Genomic DNA, 19,219 nt, shown 5'->3' on the forward strand with positions numbered 1-19,219 from the left:
TACCGTTATTAGAGGATTTTTCGCTAGTTCAGCCTCAGTTAGTTAGCAAACGACTTTTACCGTGAACTAATCATTAACACTCGTAGGCTTATATTCTGATACCTGATAATTGAAATGTTAACAATCTGTTTCTTATTGTGTTTTTCAGCCATAAATTGAAGTCAGCTATTACGAATGTGATGAGCGGTGGTGGTGCCAGAGTCGTGATACCAATGTATCGGCATCTAAAAACAATCTGACATAGAAGAATTAAGATGGAACTTAAGAAATTATCAGTTGCAGTGGCTAGTATATTACTCAGCGCAAATGCGTATGCGGCTAGCCAGCCGACACCTCAAGTGGTTGACCGAACAGTTCAACATGACCACGAACTAGAACATGGCGTAGAAAACCATACTCCGGAATATTCCCCAACCAAACAAACTCTTCAACAACCTCAACCTGTTATGCGGGCATTGTCGTCAACCATGGCTGATGAAGCGGCAGTCGTGTGTGATGTTGAAGCGTTTGCTACTTCTTCGAGTAGTTCGCTTATCGCTGCAATTACTACACAAGGGGCGAGCTGCGTTAACGAGTTGTTCTCGGCTGAAAGTCGAATTCAGGAGTCGGCGTTTGATTCAAGCAACATGTTCAATGTCGCTAAGCATGTGGTGACGTTAGCGAAGAGTTACGCTGGTGGCGGTGACGATGATCTTGAAGCGCTGTATTTGTATTTACGAGCGGGCTACTACGCGGAATTCTACAATTCTAATGTTAGTTTCACTTCTTGGGTTCAGCCTGCGGTTAAAGAAGCGGTAGATGCCTTCGTCAATAACAGTCATTTCTACGATAACAATGATCTTCATGGCAAGGTCTTAAATGAAGTCATCATCACTATGGATAGTGCTAGACTTCAGCATGCGTATTTTAACGAAATCACTCAATGGCTGACTCGTTGGAATTCGGATTATGCCCAAAGCTGGAATATGCGTGGTGCGGTAAACGGTGTGTTCACTGTGCTGTTTGGCGGGCAATGGAACAATGAATTCGTAGCGACAATCACGAATCACCCAGAGCTAGCAAAAGCGCTTGGGGACTTTGCTCTTAATCAAAGTGCAATCGGTGCCGATGATGAATTCATGGCCGCTAATGCAGGCCGAGAATTGGGGCGTTTGTCTAAGTACCCGAATACTGAGTTTCAGAAGGTAGTGAAAGAAAACCTAACTAAAATATTTGCACAGTACGAGATGTACGGTTTTGGAGATAGTGTTTGGCTAGGGACGGCCGATACGACTGGCTACTACGGAGAATGTTCCGATTATGGCATTTGCAATTTTGAAACTGAGTTAAAGAACCTCGTGCTATCTCAAAGCTACACTTGTAGCTCAACGATTCGAATCTTATCTCAGGGCATGACAGCCGTACAGCATCAAGCTGCTTGTGACAAAATGGGGTATGAAGAAACCTACTTCCACGGGGTGTTAGAAACAGGCAATCAACCTGTCGCAGACGATCACAACACGCAGTTGCAAGTGAATATCTTTGATTCAAGTGCAGACTACGGAAAGTATGCTGGCCCTATCTTTGATATCGATACTAACAATGGCGGTATGTACTTAGAAGGGGATCCGTCAACTCCGGGTAACATTCCTAACTTCATCGCTTATGAAGCGTCTTATGCAAATCCAGATCACTTCGTATGGAACTTAGAGCACGAGTACGTTCATTATCTCGATGGTCGTTTTGATATGTATGGCGGTTTTGGTCATCCGACAGAAAAAGTTGTGTGGTGGAGTGAAGGGGTCGCTGAATATGTGGCGAATGAAAACAATAACCAGCGCGCGATAGATACCATACTCGATGGTTCAACCTACACGTTAGGCGAGATCTTCGAAACGACTTATGACGGCTTTGACGTAGACAGAATTTATCGTTGGGGTTACCTCGCAGTAAGGTTCATGTTTGAACGCCATCAAGACGATGTAAACCTAATGCTTGTTGAAACGCGCAGTGGCAATTGGAGTAATTACAAAGCGATCATCAATGATTGGGCGATCCAGTACCAAGTTGAATTTGAACAGTGGCAGCAAGAGCTAGTCAATGGTGGCGGAAACCTTCATCCGAGTGCAAACATAACCGCAGTGAGTGAGGCAAAAGTTGATGAGAACATTTCATTTAGCAGTGCAGGGAGCAAAGACCAAGACGGTCAGATCGTCAGCTACTTATGGGACTTCGGTGATGGCTCGACAAGTACACAAGCCAACCCGACGCATCAATTCAGCAGTGCGGGCAGTTACTCGGTCAGTTTAACGGTAACGGATGACGGTGGTGCAAGTGATAGTGCGACGATCACTCTCAGTATCAGTGAACATGGTGGAAATGCGAATTTGCCAACAGACTGCGCAGTTCAAAGTAAAGTCAGCGGGGGCCGCTTAACCGCAGGTGTTCCAGCGTGCTTGGCAACGCAGTCAGAAGTGTGGCTGAGCATTCCAGCGGTTAATGAGCACCAATCTATGTACATTACCACGGCAAATGGGACGGGCGACCTTAAGATTGAATACAGCAACTTTGGTTGGCCAAATGCTGAAGGTTCAAACTTACATGGTTGGTCGAATAACGTCGGTAACAGTGAGTGCATTAACGTGAACTATCAAAGCGAATACTGGGGATACGTGAAAGTGTCGGGCGCATTTGAAAATGCCGCGATAGTGGTGGATTTTGATACTGGAAGCTGTCGCTAATAGTGAGAACCTATCAAAATACAATTTGATCTATCTGAGCCCAGCTTGTGCTGGGCTTTCTTGTGTGAGTCTTTCCAAAGTAATGTCGAAATAGTGAGTTGCCGCCAACTATGGGAGCTAGATAACTAAAAAAGATAAATAAACGTGAACTATACTGCCGTTAAATCAATTGTTTACCATAATAGGTACAACACATAGCTATATGTTAATGGAGCTAACGTATATGAAAAACAAAACTCTTCTTTTGCTATTGATTCTTCTTAGCCCTGCGGCTTTCTCAGAAAATGCGGATGATGAAGAGTGGGAGTTCTTAATTGTCTTCCCGATGTTGTGGGCACCGAGCATAGAAGGGAGTGTCTCCTCTGGGCCTGACAAAGTGCGAGTGGATGTGCCTTTTGAAAACATTTGGGATGGATTAGCGTTTGGCATCATGGGCGATTTTTATGCAAGTAAAGGGAAGTGGCTGGTGGGGGTGCGAACTAATTACTTGTATATGAAAGACACTACGGAAACGAGTGGTTTAACCGGCCCACTGACTGGAACGATAATCTCTCCAGGACATGAGTTTACAACCAGTATGCACTTATCGGTGAACGATTTGTTTTTTGGATATGAAGTTTATCCGAACCTAGAAATACTGACGGGTGTTCGCCACACCTTTAGCCGCGTAGAGCTTGATATACGAGCGATTGATAACACTGGCTTTATCAATATCAACGGTTCGTCATTACTCGCTGATGAACATCTATTCGATTGGTTAGTCGGATTGAAGTACAACAAGTTTTTCGATGATCAATGGGGTGTTGCGGTCAGTGCTGACTTTAATGTTGCAGGTGATAACGACGTGAACCGCGGGTTTAATGTCATGGGCATCTACCGCTTTACAGAAGCCCATAACTTGTATTTTGGGTACCGCTACTTAAATATTGGCAACACTATGGACACAGGTGGTGTCGATATTGAAATTGACCTGGTAGAGAAAGGCCCGCAGCTTGGTTACGCCTATTCTTTTTAGTTTAATCGTTGACGTCGTATATTCGTTTGGAACGTCATCGGGGACGTAGTTCATCAACTTTCAGGTGAATTCACAGCCACATCCACCACAGCGCGACCAGATAGGATGTTACGGCCAATAAGTACTGGGTAAGTCATATGGTTACGATCTTTTAGTGAAAACTCTGCAGTAATAGCCTGATCTTGGATTTCCACCTCCAATTGAATCACAGGGCGTTGAGTCGTTTGCTCACTGTGAGCTTGGCGAATTGATGCCCAACGTACGACTTCTTTTTTCATTGTAATGGCTTCACCATTAGTTTGTGGCACGTCGAATGTCACGTAGTCTTTTCCTTTCACCTTATGGACATCAATATTGACTGCATTGATAGAAGAAGTGGTGGCACCGGTATCAATACGGCTAGAAAATGCTTCGCTTACGCCTTCTACTTTGGTTTGTTCGACTTGTCCGAATACAGTGAGCTCAGGTTTTCCTGCGATGGCTGCAGAACAGATAAGGCTTAGCGATAAACCGAGAGAATAAACACATTTCTTAGACAAGTTCATATAATGCTCCGATTGGGTGTGGAGTGATCATATAAGCGACGCTAAGTTCAAACTTACCATTTTGCGCCATTAGGCGAGATTCTGAATGGTTGAGATTCAAGAATCTACATCTGTTTTGATACGTTACAATTTGGCGCAATATGATAAGTATAAGAATGAAAAATGACATATTTTGAAGGGTCAATTACGTGAGGATCCTATGTCAAAATTACTTAGTAAAACGAGGCTAGCGTGCGTTTGTTTTAGCCTTTCATTTACCGCATTCGCCACCGAGCCTTTAGACCCATATCTTTCTGAAAACACAGCGTTAATTCAACCATCAATGTCGCAACTAGATAATGGAAAAAACTCAGAAATGCCGGTGAGTCAGCCACCGAATAATGAATTTGATATGACATTGAACGCTGCGGAAGCAGGGTTAGTTCACGCACAGGTTCAATTAGCGATTATGTATGAGCAAGGGCTCGGGACGGAAATCGATCTAGAAGAGGCAGCGTTTTGGTATCGCTTGGCTGCAAATCAGGGGCATTTAGAAGCTCAGTACAACCTAGCACTTTTATACATTAATGGAGAAGGTGTAGAAGAAGACAGTAGCGCTGCCCTGTATTGGATTGAACGCGCCGCTCACCAAGGCTATATGCCTGCAATTATTCACCTTTCGATTTACTCAGAATTTAACGAAGTGGCTTACAATATTTGGATTCAGAAAGCGGCTGAAGCAGGCGACCTAAGTGCTCGAATGTTACTGGTGGAATACTATCTTTCAACTTCGCTGACTAACGAGAATCTGACCAAAGCTGAGTACTGGTTATGGAGTGCGGCTAAGCAAGGTGTATTGGAAGCGCAAATTAAACTGCATGAGTTTTATTCAAACCCTAAGTATGGTCGAGAGGATGAAGATAAGTCACGATACTGGTTACAGCAAGCAAACCAAGGGCAAGATGAAGAACTCTTAAAACAGTAGGTTTTTAAAACATCATGGAAGGTTGCAAAAGAAAACCGCCTCGTGGGCGGTTTCTTCTAGGATTTTGGTTTCCAGGCAATTTCTTGAAGGAAGTTTATGCCTTTTCTTTGTCACTCAATGCAAAGTAGATCTTAGAAACGATAATCTCGGCTACTAAGATGGCAAACACAACTGCAAAGAAAGCAACGACACCGTTAAATGGACCAGTAAACGATACTTTATCTCCGAACATCACATTGATGGCTTCAAGCATGACAAATTTGCTGCCTACTAATATGACATAAGTACTTAAGCCACGATAAATTTTAGGCGCGGTACCGGGTTTGGATTTGAAGTAGTCAGCAATGCGGTGTTCAGCGTTGATTGAGAGCTTAAGTAATAATTGAAGTAGGATCGCCGCGGCTAATGAAATCGTAAAAGACTCAATATTGACGAAATCCCAATATTCATCAAATAGATTTAATACAGTTAAATCGACTAAAACAGCCAGTGTATAGCCTACAAATAGCCGTTGAGGAGTGTTAAAACCGTATTCTGTTTTTGCTGAGCTCATAAGTATTCCTTAGATATTTTTATTTGAATTATTTACTTGGTTTTATATTGCCAAATTAACTTAATAATTAAAACTATAAATATATCGAATAATAACGAGTGGCGCAAAATGGTAAGTCTATTTTATTAATATAGGACACAATGACATGGTCAAAATTTTATAGAGGGTATAAACATGATTGTGTTATATAGAATTCAAGATATCAATGAGTTATCACATAGGGTCGACCTTGCTACGTTTCTCCAAGAAAGGTTGTTTTACTAGCTTCGATTATGAAGATAGGGCGCTCTCCCTGTCATTTATCTCTCTTTATATACCTGTTCTTACTTTAGAGTAATTAATTATTATGTTGGTATCTGCTGCGCCTGTTTCTATTGAGCTAGGCGAAAATAAACCGAAAATAATAAGCGCGGTAACGTCAATTATCTGTTTATTGTTTTTATTATCCAGTGTCTACATTTACGAGCAATATCAAACTCTAGAGCAACAAGAAATCGAATCGGTCGAGAGTCAGCAGAACCAACATTTGTTTTTCGCGGTTCAAGAGCTGACGAATATTATAAATGATGTCGACACAACAGTGACAAAGCTAGCCAACAGTCGTTATACGGCGGAATCTGGTGAAGCTAGTGACTTTGGTGAGCGCCAACATCTACAAGACATGCTGTATTTTATTGCTCAAAATGAAGAGTTCTATTCACAGTTACGTTTTATTGCGCCTGATGGGAGCGAACTTATTCGGGTGGATAATCTGCTGGGTGAAACTTATGCGGTACCTGAAGGCGGACTGAAAAATGAATATCACCAAGATTACTTTCAGTACGCACGGCACCTTAGCAAAGGACAGGTGGGGACGTGGGGAATAGAGCAAGACGCGAACTTTGGTACTTCAATACAGCCTTTGCAACCGAGTTTACTTGTGATCGCTCCTTCATATTCTGGAAATACACTTCTAGGCTACTTGGTCGTTAGTTTAGATGTGGGGAAGATTCTAGAGAGCATTGAACTTCCGTTTTATTCCAATATGACGACCGCCTTATTAGATCATCAAGGCCGCTTTGTTGGTGAGCAGGCAAAAACAGAATTGCTGGACCTACTATTACTCAATCAAGAAATTGATAACTTGGGAATGCTGAACCCAGCACTGTGGGAAAAGATGAAATTTGAGCCGGGTGGTTATTTGATCGATCATAATGTCTTGTATTCATTTAAGCAGCTTGAGTTGGGTGAAGCGTATTCTGAAATGGGCGAGTTCATTCTGGTTTCATCGAAACTAGAATCCGTTGAATATACGAAGAAAAAAGACGTTCTAATCGTTAAGTCTTTGATGATTCTGATATTGGCGGCGGTCATCATCTATCAGTTGTATCGTTTGTTTTATCGATTGGAAAAAACAGTGTTTCACCAGCAATTAGTCGACGCCGCTGTTAACGGAGTAGCTGGAGTGGCGATTACGGATCAACATTTTAGAATTGTTGAGGTGAATCGTGAGTTTTCTCGCGTCACCGGTTACGCCAAATCTGAGTCGTTTGGAGTAGACTTACGCACATTTGAACTTTCGTTTTCCGGAGCGAAACTACAAGAAATAATTGAAGTTCTTCGGTCGAAAAAACGATGGAAAGGTGAAATAAACGGGAAAAGCAAGCATGGCGCAGCGATTACCTTGCAAGCAAACATTCAGCGACTGCCGAGAAGCATTCATGGATATGGTTTTGTGCATCACGTTATTACATTCACCGATATCAGTAAGCGAAAGCAGCTGGAACTGATGCTTAGAAATCAAAGCGAATCTGATCCTCTTACAGGAGTTTGGAATAGACGCAAGTTTGACCGTGAGCTGAGCAATATCATCAACCTTTCTAAACGCTATAAAGAAAACCAAGCTTGTATTGGGTTAGTGGACATTGATTACTTTAAATCGGTAAACGATCGCTATGGGCATGACAAAGGCGATCAAGTGTTAAGAGAAGTGGCTCAATTTCTTAAGTTGGAATGTCGCTCGACAGACATAGTAGCGCGTATTGGCGGTGAGGAATTTGCGCTGATTATGCCACACTCCAATCTAGAGCAAGGGTATGCGCTAATGGAGCGATTGAGAGCGAAGTTTGCCGCACAATCACAACTCAACCTAACGATCAGTGGTGGTATTACCGAGATAAAGCGAAACGCTGAACTTGCTTATAAGCAAGCTGATATTGCGCTTTATGGAGCGAAACAATATGGGCGAAACCAAATACAGCCGTTCGACGTAGACTCAACTTTAACCAAAGCGGATTAGTTACGTGGAGTTATGCCCACCAACGCAACTAGATATTTTAAACTAACGCGAGCTGGAGTTACGAAACTCCTATAGCAAGCCTAAAATCGACTTACGATAGGTTTTAGGCGTTAGGCCACTGATGCGTTTGAAGGCGCGCGAAAAGTGCGAAATGTTATTGTAACCAAGTTGGTTTGATATATGAGTAAGGGTATGGCCTTCTTCCATTAGTTCACACGAAATGGATAGCATCAGGCTTTCTTTGATTTGTCTAAAGGTCGTACGTTCTTCTTTCAAGCGCCTTTGAAAGGTTCTAGGCGTCATCTTCAGCAGTTTTGCAGCCTGATTGACTGTGAGTGAATGTTCGCGCACATATGGAAGCAACGCCGTGAATACACTGTCACTAAAACTTGAATGCCATTCGACAAGCGGCTCTTTAAGTTCTGTGTCTGACGGGTTTAATTGTATTTTCGTATTCAGAGTGGCTTCATCAATCAGTAACGCGGTTTTACTTTGCGCGATAAAGAGCTGAGTCTTCTTATTGAGTGCGGAACGCATTACGTCATCATCTTCATGCTGAATCTTTAATTGTTCCGGAAACCAATCACTTTTAGTGAGTGCTTGAATCAGTTCGATAATGTATAGCACCGCAAACACTTCTCCCCAGATAAAATACGGCGAGTTTTCATATTCCATCGTTCGGCAAAACCAATATCTTCCGTATTCATTTTCAAACGTAATATTGCTGCCCGGTGAGTCGTGAGCAAAAATGACGTTAATGTTCTCCAGTGCATCTTTGACGGTTGAGGAAGTATCAAAGTTTCTAAGGACTTGCGGAATAATGCGCTGGCGAAAGGCTAGGCGTAATAATTCGCTGAAGTTGTTCACACCGACTTGCGATGAAAGTAAATAAACTAAGCGCTTTACAGGTTCGACAGGTAAATAATCTTTGTCAGTGACAAACAAATCCGGTGGTAACCCTGAGTCGTGCAGCAGTTCCTGCGCATTAATGCCGTGGCTAGAAAATACCTCAAGTAGAATCTTGGTATAGCCTGTCCGAATCATTGGTAATTGCGGTGTCGTTTTGTTTGGCATTCCTGTCCCTTAATTTTCTTCCTGAGCTTCAAGCATAATCGGTTTGGCGTAAAATGGTAAGTATTCACACTAGCACATCATATATATTCATATTTGCAACATTTTTGCGGCGTGTTTCTCAATATATGCATTAAGAGTATGTTAGACGGCACTACCTCTTATATAAATAAAGTACTAAATAATAAGAAATTTTTTATGAGTTTCATTCTAATTTTACCAATTAGCGACTATACATATAGTTAGTGAACGGATTCAGATATAGCAGTAGGTAAATATATGACGGAAAAGACCGAGCCCCTCAAACAAGAAGAATTAAAAACCCCAGAAGAACAACCCGAAAACGAACCCAACAAAGTAAGAAAGATAACCAATTACCTCCTCGGTACCGTTATGGTTTTGTTAGTGTTCAGCATTATTTCAGACCGAATTATTCCTTCAACGGACAATGCCCGAGTGAAAGGTTATGTCGTGCCTATTAAGCCTCAGGTATCGGGGCAAGTATTGGATATCTTGGTTCAACCAAACCAACCGGTTCAAGAGGGCGATGTGCTGGCGAAGCTGAATCCTGCCGATTACGAAATTGCGGTTAAGCAAGCAGAGCAAAACCTAGAGATTGCAGGGCAAAATGTTGGCGCTCAAACTGCAGCGATTGCTTCGTCCCAAGCGCGATTAACCAGTGCGAATGTCGAACTGGAAAACGTAAAACTTCAGTCTGCACGTATTCTAGAAATGGCTGAGCGCGGTGTGGTGTCACAATCTGATGCTGATAAAGCGCGCGCGACTTTGGCCACTGCGCGTGCCAATGTTGTGAATGCACAAGCAGATCTAGAAAAGTCTAAGCGTCAATTGGGCGCGGATGGTGAAGACAATAGCCAAATCAAAGCGGCATTGTTGGCGTTGGAACAAGCGCAGATCAACCTTGAAAGAACGGTGATTCGCGCACCAACTGCTGGCGGTGTGTCTAACTTTAGTCTGTCTGAAGGATTTTTTGCGTCAGCAGGGCAACCGATGATGACATTCGTATCAACTGAAAGCATTTGGATTGAAGCGTATTTTCGTGAAAACAGTTTGGGCAACATCAAAGCAGGCGATGAAGTAGAAGTAGCGTTAGATTTCGCACCAGGCAAGATTATTAAAGGCACCGTGACCAGTGTCGACTGGGGTGTTGACTGGGGGCAAGATAACCAAGCGGGTAAGTTAGCACAGGCAAATAATCAAACGGGCTGGCTACGTCAGACTCAAATGCTGCCGATTTCGATCGAATTCGATCATAGCCAAACGACAGGGTTACTGCGTATTGGTGGCCAAGCGGATGTGATTGTTTATAGCGGTGATAACTTTGTTTTCAATACGCTAGGTAAGTTATGGATTCGTTTCGTGAGCTTTATGTCTTATGTCCGATAGCGTGATCGAGAATACTCGAATTCAAACTAAGATCATCCGTTATACCGTCGCAGTCGGGGTAGCGGTGTTTCTAGCGGCGTGGATAGATTGGCCGTTAGCGTTTGTCGCGCCAGTTTTTGTGGCTAAGTTTTTGGTTGATAAGCCTGAGCTTAACAAAGAAACCATCTACGAACTGACCATTGCGATGGTGGCTACTATGGTACTTGGGTTATTTCTTTCTAACGGTATTACTCAGTACCCGATCCCAATGTTGATCATTATCGGGTTGATGATGTTATGGGGATATTACTTATTTACTGATCCGAAATGGAACCTGTTCGCAACCATCTTAATCATTGCGGTATTAATGTTGCCATTTATGGCGATTTCAAACCCTGGAATATCGGTGTTTTTGGCGACAGGGCTCGCGAGCTCTGGTGTGGTCGCGGTCATCATTTTCGCATTAGTTCATATCTATTTCCCTGAACCTGAGTCGACATTTACTGGTTATCAAGAGCCTCCGATGACTAAGCAACAACGCTGGTACGCTGCGTTTCGAGCAATGATCATTTCATTTCCTGTGGTGTGTTTCTTTTTTGTCTTTCAGATTTCTGAAGCGCTATTAACCATGATGTTTATCGCATTGTTATCACTCATGATAACGGGGGAAAAATCAGTCAAGTTAAGTGCTTTTCTAATCATTAGTAACAGTATTGGTGGTCTTTTAGCGGTTGGAGTGTTCTTTGTGTTGAGTGTTGTGCCTAACATTCTATTTTACACACTGTTTATCTCGCTGGTGGCAATAGTGATGGCGACACAAATCTATACAAAGCCTGAGAAAGCGCCAATTTTTGCCACAGCGTTTGGCACGGTTTTAGTGTTACTTGGCAGCACTCTAATGAGTTCCGGCGACATCGACAGCAATATGTTCATTCGAATCTTCCAGTTATTCCTTATCGGTATTTATATGATTGTGGTCTCTTTCTTCTTAGAAACTCGCAATTGGAAATTTCTCAAGGTACAGGCTTAATGCGCGTGCTATCTAACAAGGAGCTTTTATGAAGCTTGATAACAATTTCTCAAACCAAGCTATCGACGCTTTCATTAAGATCGGTGCTATATCGATTCTTGTGCTTTGGTGTTTCTCAATCCTCCAACCATTTATTTTATTGGTAGTGTGGGGGGGCATTATCGCCACGGCGCTTTATCCGATTGCACAGTGGGCAAATGGTAAGTTTGGTATTGGTGTGGGCAAAGCAAGCGGTATCTTAGCCTTCATTGGCGTAATGCTATTGCTGATACCGCTAATCGCGATTTCAACCGGGCTTTATACCAGTGGTTCTGAGCTTGTCGTTGGATTGCAGGATGGAACCATTTCGTTTCCCAAACCAAATGAGAGCCTGAAAGATCTGCCGTTAGTCGGTGATAAGGTATACGCATTTGGTATTCAGCTTTCTTCGAATTTAGAAAGCGTACTGGTGACTTACGGTGAAGAAGTTAAATCGGTTGTCAGCAAAGCCGCTGGTATCGTTGGATCGTTGGGCGGCGGTTTCATTCAATTTATTATTTCGACGATCATTGCTGGCGTATTCATGGCAAACGCTGATAAATGTGAGCGTGCATTCGTGTTAGTGGCAACTCGTTTAACGGGTGACCATGGTGAAGATTTGACGACGCTTTCTAAAACGACCGTCCGCAGTGTCGTGCAAGGGGTAATAGGCGTTGCGGTTATTCAGTCGGTTCTTGCTGGTTTAGGGATGGTATTCGCTGACGTGCCTGCTATTGGATTATGGATGCTACTGGTGTTACTGGTTGCCATTATTCAACTACCACCTATTTTAGCGCTGTTACCTGTGATCATTTATGTGTTTAGCGTAGATACAACCACGACAGCTGTACTGTTCTTAGTTTGGTGTATTTTGGTAAGCGGTAGTGATGCGATATTGAAGCCTGTCTTACTTAGCCGAGGTTCTGACATTCCTATGCTGGTCATCTTATTGGGTGCATTAGGGGGAATGGCAATGTCGGGTATCGTTGGATTATTCGTAGGGGCAGTGGTTCTGAGTTTGAGTTATCAGCTATTCACTGTTTGGCTAAACGGCGAGGCCGAAGGGAAGTAACGATGAAAAAAGTGTCTAAAGACGACAACTTTTACTTCTTATTTTTTGCTTTGCTCGGTTTGCTGTTCAGTAGCGCGGTGATGCAGCAAATGTTTGCTGGGGGCCAAAAGATGATTTTGGCTCTTATCATCATTTGCTTAGCAGTGTCGATTGTTGGCGTGAACCGCAAACAGACATTTTACCGAAGCTGGTATGGTTTCTTATTGAGCTTGGCTGCCATTTCTGGCGTGTTTTCTTTTTTTGAAGATTATGACTTATCATTAGTGACGCTGGGTGCGCTGCTATTCTTCTTGTTGTCACACACTTATACAGCTTTGAAACAAGTCATGCTGACTAACTACGTGAGCAAAAATCAAATTGTTGGTTCGATTTGTATTTACTTACTGTTTGGCGTGACTTGGGCAATCATTCACTTAATTCAAATCGAACTGTTCCCTCAAGCTTTCAATGGAATCGAAGCGAAACCTTGGATCGAAAATCTATTCGAAGCGATTTACTTCAGTTTTATAACCTTAACAACCGTCGGTTATGGCGATATCTCTCCTACATTACCGATTCCAAGATTCTTTGTATTTATAGAGTCGATTTTGGGCAGTTTCTATCTGGCCATCATGGTCGCGAGTTTAGTGAGTAGCCGTTTAAACCAGTCAACCCAGCACTAGTTGTACCCCTCAAGGAGTGAGAGTGAAAAAGTTAGCGTTATTCGGAATCATCTTGTTTGTACAAGGGTGTACAAGTGTTCAAGCCCCGGTGCCGTCGCATTATGATGAATGGACGGCAGAGCTGATGGAAGCGCGCCGATGGCGTGATAGTGATGAGCTAGAACTGGATTACATCAAACTGGTATCTGAAAACGAACTGCCAGTGCAACCTGCGATGGTAAAAGTGATTGGTACCAGTACAGAGAATGCCGTGAATAGCTTAGCGGCAAAAATATATTTGATTGAACACGCGCAGCACACCATAGATCTTACTTACTATATTTTTGCCCACGACCTTGCTGGAGAAGCGATTCAAGGTGCGCTTTGTAATGCAGTTAAAAGAGGTGTCGACGTAAGAATGATGGTCGACAGTTTAGGATCTTTCAGCATGAACAATTCGAACCTTAAGGGGCTAATGCAGTGTGCCGAAAGTGCGGGATATGTAAAAGATAAACAGGGTGTCGAAACGGACCAACGCGCGCGAGTCCAAGCAGTAGTGTTCAATGCGCTAACGGATGGCGAATCGAGGATAAATAATCGCTCGCATGATAAGTTATTGATAGTAGACGGTGCATACCATGATAAGGCTTGGGTAGTCACAGGTGGGCGTAATGTCTCGCTTGATTACTACGGGCTTACTAAACAAGGGGCTCTCGATAGGAACGCGTTTAAAGACATTGAGATCATCGTTAAACCTACCAACGGAGCAACTCGAAACAGTTCACCAGCGCAGTTGTCTGAGTATTACTATTCGGTATTATTTTCTAAACCGGGCAATAAAAAACTATCGACAATTTTGTCGTATAACCGAGATATGTCTGAGCTGGAATCTGCGTTAGTAACTTTGAAGTCATCAAAGGTGTTTGAAACATCCTACCAAAATATGGAAGCCTACTTAGCAACAGGGTTTTCTCTGACAGAAACTAAATTCGCTCATGAACTAGATAACCTCAACGCAACTGATATCGTAAAAAATTACAGTACTAATAAGCGTGCTAATGCCAATTCAATAAGCGGTATTTTGGCGCGAGCAGCGTATTCAAATACTGATTTCCAAACTATCAGAGTCGTTTCTCCATATCTGTTCTTACAATCCGAACTTCTTAAAGATGAAGGGGTTCTCGATGAAGACTTAAATACAACTCTCGCTTGGCTAGACAAAGATCCAAATCGAACCATAGAAATCATCACCAATTCAGCTTTGACGAGCGATAACTTTTTCACACAAGCTGTCATTGATATGCACACTGTACCCACCATGTTGATGGGTGAGGATATTAAGTCTAAATGGTTAGATAGCGATTTGGATGCTAACGAGTTGAACTCTGAATTCTTAAAGTCTGAAGCGTGGCAGGCAGTGATTAATCACCCAAGAATTCATTTCTACCAACTAGGCAAGAAAGATTCGGTTTTGCTTGGCGGGAACAAGCATTACGGCAAACTACACGCTAAGTTTCTTATTTTCGATGAAAGTGCATTTGTTGGAACAACGAACTTAGATTTTCGTTCATTGCTGTACAACAATGAGGTAGGCTTTTTCTTAAAAGGGCCAACGCTCATTAAAGAATTGAACCAAGAGTTTGATCTTCTTAAGTCTTATTCAACTCGCTGGGGCAGCGCGGATTGGATTCAAATGCGAGCAGAACTGCGAGAACAAGGTGGAATGAAAGGAACAACCACCAACAATCAAAGAGAGTTGTACAACTTACTCGAATCTACGGGTTTGAAATACCAATTCTAACGTTGAAAATTGGGCGAATAGGCTTACTCGTTCACTTTCAAATGATATTGCCATGTACCGATAGTTTTCGGTACGGCAGTCAAATAGGTCAATAAACATATAATAAGGACATCATATGAAAAAGCTCTTTGTAGCCATATGCGTTACCGTTGGCTTAACGGGTTGTAGTCAGTTATTGCAAAGCTCAGACTCGCAGAATTACGATGTTGTGATTCTCAATGGTCGAGTCATGGATCCCGAAACAAACTTTGACGCAGTTAGAAACGTTGGGGTGAGGGATGGACGAATCGTTTCGATAACCGAAAAAGCGATCAGTGGCGTAGAGGTGATAGATGCTACAGGGCATGTTGTCTCGCCTGGATTTATCGATACACAGAACCACGGGCATGGTTTAGCGTGGAATGCCAAAATTGGCCTTCGTGACGGTGTAACGACCCCGCTGGATTTAGAAGCTGGTAATTTGAATGTTGCTGGGTTCTATGCTGAGCGTGAAGGAAAGTGGTTGGTGAACTATGGCGCGGCTGTGTCCCACGAAATGATCCGCATGAAAGTGTTAGACAAAATGGATATTACTGAGCCTGTTGATGCTAAAGATATGTTAGCAACACTGCGTGGGGGCTCTTACGAAGAAAACGACATTCCTGATTGGGCAGAGACTCAATCGAGCTTAGAGCAAATCAACGAAATTATGGCCATCGCTGACGAAGAGTTTCGTCAGGGTGCACTAACCGCTGGCTCGACGATGGGTTACATGGCAAAAGGTGCAAGCACCCTAGAAGTGTTCAATTACCAAAAGGTCGCGGCGAATTATGGTAGAGCGAGCAGCTTCCATGTGCGCTTACTTGGTAATGCGACTCCGCCTTATGAAGGAACGTTAGGCGCGTTTGAACAACTAGTTAACGGTATGGCGCTCGATGCTCCTGTACTTTTTAGCCATAACAACAATGCTGGCTGGTGGGAAATTGAGGAGCATGCTCAATTGTTTCGAGACCAAGGTAAGAACGTTTGGTCCGAATACTACCCATACCATTGTGGCTCTTCGACGATCGGCTCGGATTTCCTTAAACCTGAAGGCATGAAGTTACTTGGCACCGGTTATGACCAGATGAAGGACCCGCGTACAGGTGAACCGTATACGGTTGAAACGTATAAAGCCCAGCTAGCAAAAGATCCAGGCTACACCATCATTTTATGTTTCCCGGTTAAGGAAAAATGGATGGCGATGTTTACGGAAGTACCACACATGGTAGTTGCAGGTGATGGCATGCCTGGTGTCGATATTGATGGTAAGTGGTTAGAAGTCGATGCGCCTTATGAAGACTATGTTGGTCACCCAAGAACGGCGGGGTCACATGCGCGTTCATTTGCTATCGCACGTGATAATAATGTCCCATTAATGCAGACGATTGCCCAGAACAGTTATTGGTCGGCAAAGCATTTAGGCGATGCAGGGCTAAAAGCGATGCAAGAACGTGGGCGCATGCAAGAAGGCATGGTCGCTGATATTACGATCTTCGACCCTAAAAGCATTCAAGATAATGCTGATTATGTGTTAGGGAAGAATGGCTTACCATCTACTGGCATCCCTTACGTGTTGGTAAACGGTGTTATTGTGGTTGATGATTCAGTCGTTCAGCTAGATAAAACTCCGGGTCAACCAATTCGCTATGACGTCGAGGAAAAGGGTCGTTGGGTTCCGCTAGAAAAAACCGCGTATCTAGAAGATTTGCTGTCACTAGACTTCCCTCATATTCATGACTAACCATAGGTTTTAGTTAGCGTGAAAATAAAAAACGACCCAATGGGTCGTTTTTTATTCAGTGCTTAGTCGCTTAGGCTTTTTCTGCCTGAAGGGCTTCTAGCTGTGAAATAGTCGTTTGAGATACCAATTCACCGTCAATGAAGTAGCTAACGTCTTCACCATCACGTACACCAGTTAACACACCAGTGTCACCGTTGTTGTATACGATATCCATTTGAATCGTATTTTCGTCTACTTGCTTCATTTGGCCGCTTTCAATCGTGCGATTGTTGGAAATCGGTGCGATTGGCGCGTCAGTTAGTGATGGGTCTAATTCATCATTGACTTTAAATTGTGTGTCTACTTTTGAATCAAACAGGTGTGGTTTACCGTTGATTGGGTTTTTACCTGTCCAGAACTCTAATGAGTTAAATAGGGCGTAATCGACCGCAGTAGTGATACCGTAAACGGGTGCTAGAAGTAAGTTAACACCAGCTCTTGCGTAACGGTTATCTACCACTTCTACGTTGAATTCCATAACTTTCCCTGTTACTGCATTACTACCAACACAACCTGTTAGAGCTGATGCAAGAATCGCTAGGCCTACAGTTTTGATAAATACTTTTTTCATTTTACTTTCCAAATATAAGTTAAAGTTATGTGTTTGCTTGGGACTTATTATGGTGTGGTTTATGTTTGGATACTTACCATTTTACGCCATGGCGAACATTGGAGACATTTTACGTGGTGAAGCGATTAGAAATGAAAAAAGCCTTCAAAATCATATTGAAGGCTTTTGGCTTTAGTTGAATCGAAGTGGTGTGAACCAGAGGGAAGCTGCGCTACTTCATGACATAGGAGTACACCTTCTTGCTTATCCAGACACCGCCTTTAAAAAGTAACGTGACGAATTTAAGCAGAAACTTCGAAACAGAAGTGATCAATTCTCCAGCGCCTTTAACAACGTAATATAAGTCAGAATGTTTGAAATCGTTGAACGTCATAATATTTCCAAAAGTAGGGGCATCCTGCCTATGTAAAAGTAGGTTTCGTTGTAATGGTACTTGAGGAAGAGTTTCTGTGATTATCATTTTACGCCAGAGCCAATATCTCTGGCGTAAAAGAATTTAGGAGTGGCAGCTAGATAAAGATGCGAGCGCGAATACCAAAGACCCAAGTACTCGATTCTGTAGAAAATGCAGGATCTTTTATGTATTGGATGTCAGGCGTCACTTGGATGAAGTTGTTGAGTGCCATGTTGTAGTAGATCTCAGACGTCACTTGAGTTGAGTTGCCAACACCATAAGCATCAGACAAATTTTCATTCACTTCACTCCAGTTAAGTGCGAAACCTAGATTGTTACCTTCACCCGCTAATCCAAAGTAGCCAATCCCTGCGGATATCGATTTGTCGTAAAGCGCCACATCACCTTCAGAAAAACCGCCACGTAAGAAGGGCATGAGTTGAGGTGAGGCAAAATAGCTAGCTGAAAAGTTGATGCCTTGGCCGCTGTCTGTGTTAGTCAGGTTGTGTTGAGTTCCACCATCTAAATGCCATGCCGTTACGTGAATGTTGTCGGTGTATATTTGCTCTAGTGAGGCCGTCCAACCAAATTCAAACGTAGTAAACAGCTTGTGATCGTTAAACAAGGTGTCAAAGCCGTCTCCAGGCTCATCTGATTTTCCCTTACCGTCAGCAACGCCTGCGACAATGTAGAAGTTGTTATTTAGCATATGCCCAGCAGCAAGACCAAGAATACCGTCGTCTGGTAGGCCAATGGCTCCGCCACCGGTACTAAAGGCCAGATTGGTGAAGCCAGTCCAAGGGCTAGCGAGCGCATAGGTGTCAACATAGTCTGTGGTGTCTAGATAACCGACCATAAACGATGTTTTCCCACCATTGAGCTTTTGCTTCCAATACAAGTTGGTTAATCTGCCGCCTTGGTCACTGTATGCTGGGCCAATCATTCCAGCATAGCCTAACCCGTTACCAATAAATGCAAACTCTTTAGGTGATAAATCACTGTAGGAATGGCGGTGTTCAACTTTCCAAACCAGACCACCAGTATTCCCTGACTCTAATCCGATGAGATTCCATGAGCCATAGAAGCGAGCAACACCAGCAGAGGCTTCTTCGTCGCCACCGGAGGTGGGATCAGTCGCGGTTAAGCCGAGGATTTGATAATCCAAACCAAACGTTAGGTTTTGCTGAGATGCCAAGCTTTCTCGCCAAGTTTGTTTCTGCCTCGCATTATCTGCAATGGTGTTGTCTACGGCATCTGGGCCGCCGAAGTTTGTATCGGCAAAGGCGCCAAAACTAATGGTTGGGAGAAGTAGAGAATATAGAACTTTAGGGAAACGATGCATTTTATCACCACTGTATT

The 19,219-nt window shown here is 43.1% G+C and carries 15 protein-coding genes; 10 read left to right on the forward strand and 5 right to left on the reverse strand.

Translation table 11 applies throughout. From position 1 onward, the window contains the following. Window positions 1-254: 254 nt before the first annotated feature. The gene (locus ELZ11_RS18820; RefSeq protein ID WP_137358920.1) at window positions 255-2,720 is read left to right on the forward strand and encodes a collagenase; all 2,466 of its coding nucleotides are present in this window, start codon (window positions 255-257) and stop codon (window positions 2,718-2,720) included. A gap of 223 nt (window positions 2,721-2,943) precedes the next feature. Continuing rightward, on the forward strand, window positions 2,944-3,735 hold the full coding sequence (locus ELZ11_RS18825; protein WP_137358921.1) for a hypothetical protein: 792 nt from the start codon (window positions 2,944-2,946) through the stop codon (window positions 3,733-3,735). A gap of 53 nt (window positions 3,736-3,788) precedes the next feature. Here the strand turns inward: ELZ11_RS18825 and ELZ11_RS18830 are convergent, their stop codons facing one another. Then, a complete protein-coding gene (locus ELZ11_RS18830; protein ID WP_137358922.1) occupies window positions 3,789-4,280 on the reverse strand; it encodes an ATP-dependent zinc protease family protein in 492 nt (163 codons plus the stop codon). Window positions 4,281-4,479: 199 nt separating this feature from the next. On the opposite strand from ELZ11_RS18830, the gene ELZ11_RS18835 reads away from it, so the two are divergent. Further along, window positions 4,480-5,244 carry a tetratricopeptide repeat protein gene (locus ELZ11_RS18835; RefSeq protein ID WP_137358923.1) on the forward strand — a complete coding sequence of 255 codons (765 nt, stop codon included), beginning with the start codon at window positions 4,480-4,482 and terminating at the stop codon, window positions 5,242-5,244. Between the two features lie 94 nt (window positions 5,245-5,338). Here the strand turns inward: ELZ11_RS18835 and ELZ11_RS18840 are convergent, their stop codons facing one another. Beyond that, the gene (locus ELZ11_RS18840; RefSeq protein WP_137358924.1) at window positions 5,339-5,797 is read right to left on the reverse strand and encodes a hypothetical protein; all 459 of its coding nucleotides are present in this window, start codon (window positions 5,795-5,797) and stop codon (window positions 5,339-5,341) included. 346 nt (window positions 5,798-6,143) lie between these two features. Between ELZ11_RS18840 and ELZ11_RS18845 the strand changes: the two genes are divergently transcribed. Continuing rightward, window positions 6,144-8,075, forward strand: a complete 1,932-nt coding sequence (locus tag ELZ11_RS18845) for a sensor domain-containing diguanylate cyclase (protein ID WP_137358925.1) — start codon at window positions 6,144-6,146, stop codon at window positions 8,073-8,075. Between the two features lie 69 nt (window positions 8,076-8,144). Here the strand turns inward: ELZ11_RS18845 and ELZ11_RS18850 are convergent, their stop codons facing one another. Continuing rightward, window positions 8,145-9,149: a helix-turn-helix transcriptional regulator gene (locus tag ELZ11_RS18850; RefSeq protein WP_137358926.1), complete on the reverse strand. Its 1,005-nt coding sequence runs from the start codon at window positions 9,147-9,149 to the stop codon at window positions 8,145-8,147. Window positions 9,150-9,425: 276 nt separating this feature from the next. Between ELZ11_RS18850 and ELZ11_RS18855 the strand changes: the two genes are divergently transcribed. The 6 genes from ELZ11_RS18855 (at window position 9,426) to ELZ11_RS18880 (ending at window position 16,856) form a co-directional block, all read left to right on the forward strand. Then, entirely contained in the window at window positions 9,426-10,553 is a 1,128-nt protein-coding gene (locus ELZ11_RS18855) for an HlyD family secretion protein (RefSeq protein ID WP_137358927.1), read from the forward strand. Further along, window positions 10,543-11,562 carry a DUF2955 domain-containing protein gene (locus ELZ11_RS18860; RefSeq protein WP_137358928.1) on the forward strand — a complete coding sequence of 340 codons (1,020 nt, stop codon included), beginning with the start codon at window positions 10,543-10,545 and terminating at the stop codon, window positions 11,560-11,562. Before ELZ11_RS18855 ends, ELZ11_RS18860 begins: the two co-directional genes overlap by 11 nt. Before the next feature lie 28 nt (window positions 11,563-11,590). Next, complete coding sequence (locus ELZ11_RS18865; protein ID WP_137358929.1) at window positions 11,591-12,652, forward strand: AI-2E family transporter; 1,062 nt, start codon at window positions 11,591-11,593, stop codon at window positions 12,650-12,652. Between the two features lie 2 nt (window positions 12,653-12,654). Next, window positions 12,655-13,314 carry a potassium channel family protein gene (locus ELZ11_RS18870; RefSeq protein WP_137358930.1) on the forward strand — a complete coding sequence of 220 codons (660 nt, stop codon included), beginning with the start codon at window positions 12,655-12,657 and terminating at the stop codon, window positions 13,312-13,314. Window positions 13,315-13,336: 22 nt separating this feature from the next. Next, complete coding sequence (locus ELZ11_RS18875) at window positions 13,337-15,094, forward strand: phospholipase D-like domain-containing protein (RefSeq protein WP_208746720.1); 1,758 nt, start codon at window positions 13,337-13,339, stop codon at window positions 15,092-15,094. Between the two features lie 115 nt (window positions 15,095-15,209). After that, complete coding sequence (locus tag ELZ11_RS18880) at window positions 15,210-16,856, forward strand: amidohydrolase family protein (RefSeq protein WP_137358931.1); 1,647 nt, start codon at window positions 15,210-15,212, stop codon at window positions 16,854-16,856. A 70-nt stretch (window positions 16,857-16,926) separates the two neighbouring features. Here ELZ11_RS18880 and ELZ11_RS18885 read toward each other — a convergent pair whose 3' ends face one another. After that, window positions 16,927-17,466 (reverse strand): DUF3332 family protein, encoded by a 540-nt coding sequence (locus ELZ11_RS18885; protein ID WP_137358932.1) that lies wholly within the window; start codon window positions 17,464-17,466, stop codon window positions 16,927-16,929. Window positions 17,467-17,975: 509 nt separating this feature from the next. Then, the gene (locus ELZ11_RS18890) at window positions 17,976-19,202 is read right to left on the reverse strand and encodes a carbohydrate porin (protein ID WP_137358933.1); all 1,227 of its coding nucleotides are present in this window, start codon (window positions 19,200-19,202) and stop codon (window positions 17,976-17,978) included. Between the last annotated feature and the right edge of the window lie 17 nt (window positions 19,203-19,219).

The organism is Vibrio profundi (assembly GCF_005281835.1).
Classification (GTDB): domain Bacteria; phylum Pseudomonadota; class Gammaproteobacteria; order Enterobacterales; family Vibrionaceae; genus Vibrio; species Vibrio profundi.

Coding starts and splice junctions, on each gene's coding strand:
- ELZ11_RS18825 (WP_137358921.1), top strand. CDS start 2,944: ATGAAAAACAAAACTCTTCTTTTGCTATTGATTCTTCTTAGCCCTGCG.
- ELZ11_RS18885 (WP_137358932.1), bottom strand. CDS start 17,466: ATGAAAAAAGTATTTATCAAAACTGTAGGCCTAGCGATTCTTGCATCA.
- ELZ11_RS18850 (WP_137358926.1), bottom strand. CDS start 9,149: ATGCCAAACAAAACGACACCGCAATTACCAATGATTCGGACAGGCTAT.
- ELZ11_RS18830 (WP_137358922.1), bottom strand. CDS start 4,280: ATGAACTTGTCTAAGAAATGTGTTTATTCTCTCGGTTTATCGCTAAGC.
- ELZ11_RS18890 (WP_137358933.1), bottom strand. CDS start 19,202: ATGCATCGTTTCCCTAAAGTTCTATATTCTCTACTTCTCCCAACCATT.
- ELZ11_RS18845 (WP_137358925.1), top strand. CDS start 6,144: ATGTTGGTATCTGCTGCGCCTGTTTCTATTGAGCTAGGCGAAAATAAA.
- ELZ11_RS18865 (WP_137358929.1), top strand. CDS start 11,591: ATGAAGCTTGATAACAATTTCTCAAACCAAGCTATCGACGCTTTCATT.
- ELZ11_RS18855 (WP_137358927.1), top strand. CDS start 9,426: ATGACGGAAAAGACCGAGCCCCTCAAACAAGAAGAATTAAAAACCCCA.
- ELZ11_RS18880 (WP_137358931.1), top strand. CDS start 15,210: ATGAAAAAGCTCTTTGTAGCCATATGCGTTACCGTTGGCTTAACGGGT.
- ELZ11_RS18870 (WP_137358930.1), top strand. CDS start 12,655: ATGAAAAAAGTGTCTAAAGACGACAACTTTTACTTCTTATTTTTTGCT.
- ELZ11_RS18835 (WP_137358923.1), top strand. CDS start 4,480: ATGTCAAAATTACTTAGTAAAACGAGGCTAGCGTGCGTTTGTTTTAGC.
- ELZ11_RS18840 (WP_137358924.1), bottom strand. CDS start 5,797: ATGAGCTCAGCAAAAACAGAATACGGTTTTAACACTCCTCAACGGCTA.
- ELZ11_RS18820 (WP_137358920.1), top strand. CDS start 255: ATGGAACTTAAGAAATTATCAGTTGCAGTGGCTAGTATATTACTCAGC.
- ELZ11_RS18860 (WP_137358928.1), top strand. CDS start 10,543: ATGTCCGATAGCGTGATCGAGAATACTCGAATTCAAACTAAGATCATC.